Here is a 5,770-nt window from a genome sequence, read left to right as displayed (position 1 = left end):
TGTTTCGACGCCTGAAAGGATTCCGAAGAATCTTTAGCCGATTCGACAAGCTTGATGTGGTTTTCAGGTTTTTCATTAACTTTTCACTGATCGCCGACAGGCTGATTAGTGTGAACAGGCCCTAGGAGAATATATTGAGAAAACCAATGAAATTATTACTTATGTTGAAAATGGGAAAGTTTATGTTATGGCATTATCTGGAGGTGTATCTCTGTTTGATGGCCCTCTTGAGACAAGAAAGATGGGAAAAAATGATCGTTGGCATTGTATTTTAAACGCGAATCATGAAGATAAAAAACTAGATCCAGCTTTAATCATAGAAAAGAAAATAAGTGCGAATAAGCAAGGTCTCTTCCATTACTCAATTCAACCTAGAATAGATATGACAGTAGAGGATTTTTTGAGTAAGCTTAAGTTATTTGCCAGATTCATAAAAAGAATTTAGTAATTGAGGATGTGTTATGGAATTCTCTTATCGTGATAAGCATTACATACGAAGTTCATTAAAAGTTTACCTCAAACATCTCAAAAAAATTAATGAAGACGATGAAAATATTAGTGAAGACGAGTTCTCGGAAATACAAGATGATATTATGTTAATTAGCAATTTGTTACATGAGGTTGAACAAGATCTTGAACAGCTTAAACTCAATGCATCGGGTGGAGCAAAGTTGCATATTTTCGGTAAGGATACAGATGAAGAATAATGCTTGAACACTACCGAACGTAAGCGTTCGAGCTGGCTCACAGAGCACGCATTAGGGCTCGCCGTCATCAATTACTTTGTGCAAGAGCGGATAGCTGACTCCCCAACTGACATCTGCCCCCTCCATGGTCGCTATTTTCTGGTTCAACCGGATAGTCCTACCTGACTGTTCTCTGCCGGACTTGTCGATAAACGGTACAACGGTAGGTTGCAGCCATTACGAAAGCCGGCGGGGGAAAAGCTGCTCTTGCCGCCGACGTTATACAGCTAAGCACTACACATAAAGGAAAAGTCTTTGTATCAGCAACTTAACAAAAAGTGGAGAATAACAAATGTCATACGTAGATGGATATGTAATAGCAGTGCCTACAGCAGAAAAAGAGACATATATAAAGCTTGCTGAGGAAGCGGCGGTTGTGTTTAAAGCTCACGGAGCTGTCTCAGTCGTCGAGAACTGGGGCAACGATGTGCCGGAAGGCAAAATAACCTCGTTTCCAATGGCGGTAAAGTGCACAGACAAAGAAACGGTAGTGTTTTCATGGATAACCTGGCCTTCAAAGGAAGTAAGAGATACCGGCATGCAGGGTGCGATGGAAGATCCTCGCATGAAGAGCATGGGGCCAGATGCGGTGCCTTTTGATGGCAAGCGAATGATATTTGGCGGATTTGAAACTATTGTTGAGAAGTAGAACGCACTGCTACACAACAGGCAGAAGCAGGTGGATGCTACCGCATCAGGCCGCGATTTCGATAGCCTTGGCAAACCAGTCGGCCACTTTTTTATGAGCTGTCAATCCCCTGAGACGCCTGCAGCTTAGCAACTTAAGCGGTTGAAAATTAGGTGTTTTCATAACAAGCCGGTGCCCCAATAGTTATCGTACCCACTCAGAGAACACAGTTGGTAATTAGTTCTCGTGGACTAGTTGCTAAGTTGGAGGCGCCCCACCTGATGGGGTTTGGATGGTAAGCCGCGAGTGCTACGTCGCGCAGCCCTAGACAAGCTGAAGTCACTGCACCAGTCGTTGAAGGCGTGGATTAAACAATCCCGCCAAAAGCGACTGTATCATCTGGCTAAGGAGCTACGGGTCAAAATGCTGGGTCATTACCGCTACGTCGCAGTCAAAGGTAATGGTCATCGTCTTTATCGTTACCACTCAATGGTGGTAGAGTTGTTGTTTAAGTGGTTAAATCGACGGAGTCAGCGTCGAAGCTACAACAGGGCTGGGTTTAAGCCGCTGCTGGAGGTTATGCGACTGCCACATCCGTCATCGTTACAGTCAAAGCAGTACAAGGTGACCTGGTTGTTCGAACAGGGGGCTGCCCATGCACGGTAGCCAAGTTATGACTGAGGAACCCGGTGCGGTAGTACCGCATGCCGGGATAGGTGTGGGGGTGTCCGGGTAACTGGGCGTTCTGCCACGACTGAATTCATCATAGATAACCATGTCACAAGAACTTAAAAGCTGTTTCGATAGGGTTGTGGCTAGCCATACTGCCGCTACAGCGCATTATCAGATTTGGTTTACGCTAAGAGGGAAAGGAAAGGCTTTAGAAACCTACTATGGCGATATGAATGATCGGCGGTATGTCGACTTCTTTCATGCAGCTAATAGCGGCAATTATAAGTTAATGTTTATTGAAGCAGCCAGCTTGTTTGACTCTGATGAAAGGGCCGCAAGCATAAGAAAACTAAAGCAACTGCTTTCACGAGAAGGCTTTGGATGCATATCAAACGAGTTTGACGAAAAGTTGAGGCAGTACTTCAACCTTGTGTCAAATATAAAAATAATTCGCTCCAAAATTATTGCACATAAAGATATTGATACAAATCCTGAGGATTTATATAAAAAATACGGAATTATACCCAACGATATACGGGATCTGCTCGATGTATGTGGAGGACTTTTACAAAAAGCAGAGAGAGCTATTGCAAATAATTATAGCGGAAGTTTTGTATGTACGACGAATCGATTCGAAAGGGCTACATATTCAATATTGGAAGCATTGCACAATGGCCGGAATTCAGGCACAAAAAAACCGCAATAGTTCTGGGGTGGGTCTTTGCCCGCTTGTGGGAGTTATCACGCTCTATAAGGTAAGAGTACTCCTATTTGTTTCAGAGCCAAGTCGTGGCATTATGCCATAACAAAGGCGAGCACGCGGACGCAATCAAAGTTGGCGAAGCTGAGCCAGCTTTAATTGCGTCCGCTTCGCCAACTTTAATTGGGCCTGTGTCGCCGGCGTTATGTGGCTTGAACACAAAATTCAGTAACAAGATTGGAGGATGACGTGACACACTATATCGACGGGTTCGTTCTCCCAGTGCCACGCGACCAGCTGCAGACGTATAGAGAAGTCGTTGAAAAGGTTGCGGAGATTTGGAAGGAACATGGTGCACTCGATTACTCAGAATATGTTGGTGACAATTCAAATTTGGAGGGCACCCGATCTTTCACTGATGTCGCGAACACAAAAGAGGATGAGGTCGTCATCTTTGGATGGATCGCATTCGAATCTCGTGAGGCGCGTGATCTTGCAAATAAAAGAGTCGCAGCCGATCCAAGGATGACGGATTTGATCAAGCCACTGACTAATACATCGAGGCCGATCTTTGATGCTGAACGGATGGCGTATGGCGGATTCCGATCACTCGTTCAATCATCTAACCAGAGCACTGTATAACAAGTGCTTGCACTCGAACGCTGAAAGAATGGGAAGGATGTCACGATACAAGCGGCTGTATCAGATCGCCGGATAACTGCAGGTAAAGATGCTGAGACACTATCGTTACTTTGTATTAAAAGGTAATGGTCAGAGCCTTTGGCGTTACTACTCACTGGTGATAGAGTTGTTTTGTAAGTGGTTTCATCGGCGAAACCAACGCCGGAGTTACACTTGGGCGGAGTATAAGCAGCTGCTTGAAGTCATGCGCTTACCCAAACCAGAATCGTTGGACGATAAACGATTTAGTATAATCTGATTGTTTGAAAAGAGGGCTGCCTTGCACGGTAGCAATATTATTGCTGAGGAGCCTGGTGCGGTAGTACCGAGTGCCGGGTTCTGTGTGTGGGAGTCCGAGTAACTGGGCGTTCTACCACGACTATGTTTAGGGAGAGAAGATGGTTCGTTATCTATTGACTATATTACTAACTATTTTAGTGGTTAGTTGTACAGATAGAGTTGCCATAGATTCAAGCACTATAGAATCTTATGAAAAAAGCTTAAGCCAAATGAAACAAGGCCTTTCAAAGGGTGAGTTATTCCAGCTGGAGTTTGCTCTTACAGCAATCGGGGCATCGTCTATTCCTAGCGCCAAAGATCATATGGCCGAGGTACAAAGCCCAGAGGAATATACAATGAAGGCAGTTCATGGTAAAAATAGACAGCAAATTATAAAGTTGGCTAAAAAACTAATTGAAAAAAAGGCGGCCCAATTTAGATAAATATAACAAGGTGGTCAAGTTCACTCCGGCTGCAAAAGCGCGGCCTGCGCGGGACAGTCTGCGCGTTGCTTCGGCCGCCCCTTACCATGACGTTGAGGCTGTAGAAAAACGACCATGATGTTTTGGGTGTCCCGGTTAAGCGATGGGATTACTATAGAATACCTAAAGGCGTAAAATTACCAAAGGGGCTTGTAATAACAAAAGATTCATATAATAAAACCCATAATGCCACACATTATTCTATCAGACCTCATTGGAATATGCCTGTCACTAAATTTTGTATGCTCCTAGATGAGATTACCAAAGAATTAATTGCGGAGAGCTAAAATTATGGAACTATCATTAATTCAAATTGCGCTATTAATCGAGCTTACCGATAAAGAAATAAAACAATTAAAACAGGTAATAGATAATCCTAGCTCTGCTGATGATGAAGTCGATGATTGTGGAGAGTTGTCAACACAGTATATCGCGTTGGAGTCCGCCCTTGCAGCCCTATATAAGTCTAAATGGTCAAAAGATTGTGGTCAGCCAAGCTACGAAGAGTTAGCCAAAAAATATACAAGGTAAAACTTCCTTAACAAAGTCATCTTAGGGACAACTTTTCCGGCGCTTCGTTTTGTGCTTGAGTAGCACAAAAAATCAGCTCCAAAGTTGCTCCAAATGACGGCCTTAGTTTTTACCGAAGAGTGCTATCGGAAGATGCTTGGAGTAGTGATTAAAATCCTTATCGGTTGTATAGATTTTGAATTTAGTTCTCACTGCGACAGCGCAAATTAGAAAATCGATGTGGGAACCCTGGATGCTTTTCGAGCGGCAAAAATTTGAATATTCTGCAGCAGCTTCATAATCAGAATCTAATATAGGCTCGTTTGGGAAGTATGTTAGCTTTTGACGTAATTTTTCGTAGCTGTTTTTATCTGTGTAGCCGGACAGCAGCTCTTGTCTAATGGAGCCAATGATTTTCACTCGATTGTCATCAATGAGTTGGGTTAGCCGTTCGGCCACGGAGGTCTCTCGAGAAGTACTACCCCGCAGGGCCAGGGACCAGATGCAGGTGTCTACAAGTATGCCACTCATTTTCGTCTTTTCTTGTAGTCGTAGTCTGCGTCTTGGGGTAAATGACCAAACAGCGATGTGACTTCACGTTGCTTTCGACGTTGCACAAATTCGGTAAGCGCTTGATTTACAGTGTCTTTTTTGGTGGGTAGGCCACTGATTTTTAAGGCTTCATCGAGCAGATTAGTGTCAATTGATAGATTTGTAGCCATATTTACACCTCCGCTTACACATAAGCGCACACATAGTAGCATACAAAACTGACAAGGCAAGGCAGTCTGGCGGTTTAAAGCGTCTTTCCGCCTCGTTGCAAGCCACCCGTTTTTATATCCCGACACCCTGAATGACTGCACTATGGAAGAAACTCCCGGATTAGACATACAGCAGTAAATCTTTCACAAACTACCCGGATTATAAGGCCGCCACGTCCCCCACAGAGTTAGCGTTCATTCCCTGACATAATTGACACAGCGATCTCCCTGGTATCAGTTTACGTCCTTAACAACCGTCAACATCCCTGGTGGCATCTTCCATTGCCTTTGGTCTTTGGTGAGAACTATCA

Annotated in this window: 10 protein-coding genes; 8 read left to right on the top strand and 2 right to left on the bottom strand. The window is 44.0% G+C overall.

What is annotated here, in order from left to right:
• The first annotated feature begins 187 nt into the window (after positions 1-187).
• From FKG94_RS28335 to FKG94_RS28305, 8 genes are all read left to right on the top strand, one after another.
• A complete protein-coding gene (locus FKG94_RS28335) occupies positions 188-445 on the top strand; it encodes a hypothetical protein (protein ID WP_142930320.1) in 258 nt (85 codons plus the stop codon).
• Between the two features lie 16 nt (positions 446-461).
• Positions 462-707: a hypothetical protein gene (locus tag FKG94_RS28330; protein ID WP_142930319.1), complete on the top strand. Its 246-nt coding sequence runs from the start codon at positions 462-464 to the stop codon at positions 705-707.
• 331 nt (positions 708-1,038) lie between these two features.
• Positions 1,039-1,395, top strand: coding sequence for a DUF1428 domain-containing protein (locus tag FKG94_RS28325; protein ID WP_142930318.1), 357 nt, complete (start codon positions 1,039-1,041; stop codon positions 1,393-1,395).
• A 754-nt stretch (positions 1,396-2,149) separates the two neighbouring features.
• Entirely contained in the window at positions 2,150-2,752 is a 603-nt protein-coding gene (locus FKG94_RS28320) for an AbiU2 domain-containing protein (protein ID WP_142930317.1), read from the top strand.
• Between the two features lie 243 nt (positions 2,753-2,995).
• Positions 2,996-3,388 carry a DUF1428 domain-containing protein gene (locus tag FKG94_RS28315; protein WP_142930316.1) on the top strand — a complete coding sequence of 131 codons (393 nt, stop codon included), beginning with the start codon at positions 2,996-2,998 and terminating at the stop codon, positions 3,386-3,388.
• 437 nt (positions 3,389-3,825) lie between these two features.
• The gene (locus FKG94_RS28310) at positions 3,826-4,149 is read left to right on the top strand and encodes a hypothetical protein (protein WP_142930315.1); all 324 of its coding nucleotides are present in this window, start codon (positions 3,826-3,828) and stop codon (positions 4,147-4,149) included.
• A gap of 122 nt (positions 4,150-4,271) precedes the next feature.
• A complete protein-coding gene (locus FKG94_RS29685; RefSeq protein ID WP_179957852.1) occupies positions 4,272-4,475 on the top strand; it encodes a Tse2 family ADP-ribosyltransferase toxin in 204 nt (67 codons plus the stop codon).
• A 4-nt stretch (positions 4,476-4,479) separates the two neighbouring features.
• Positions 4,480-4,719 carry a hypothetical protein gene (locus FKG94_RS28305; protein WP_142930314.1) on the top strand — a complete coding sequence of 80 codons (240 nt, stop codon included), beginning with the start codon at positions 4,480-4,482 and terminating at the stop codon, positions 4,717-4,719.
• A gap of 102 nt (positions 4,720-4,821) precedes the next feature.
• Here the strand turns inward: FKG94_RS28305 and vapC are convergent, their stop codons facing one another.
• Together vapC and FKG94_RS28295 are read right to left on the bottom strand one after the other, a co-directional pair.
• Positions 4,822-5,229, bottom strand: coding sequence for a type II toxin-antitoxin system VapC family toxin (gene vapC, locus FKG94_RS28300; protein WP_142930313.1), 408 nt, complete (start codon positions 5,227-5,229; stop codon positions 4,822-4,824).
• Positions 5,226-5,420, bottom strand: coding sequence for a type II toxin-antitoxin system VapB family antitoxin (locus tag FKG94_RS28295; protein WP_142930312.1), 195 nt, complete (start codon positions 5,418-5,420; stop codon positions 5,226-5,228). The genes vapC and FKG94_RS28295 overlap by 4 nt, the downstream gene beginning before the upstream one ends.
• Between the last annotated feature and the right edge of the window lie 350 nt (positions 5,421-5,770).

The organism is Exilibacterium tricleocarpae, assembly GCF_007004655.1.
Taxonomy (GTDB): domain Bacteria; phylum Pseudomonadota; class Gammaproteobacteria; order Pseudomonadales; family Cellvibrionaceae; genus Exilibacterium; species Exilibacterium tricleocarpae.
The sequence above is the reverse complement of the archived record's forward strand: the minus strand, read 5'-3'. Positions and strand labels throughout refer to the sequence as shown.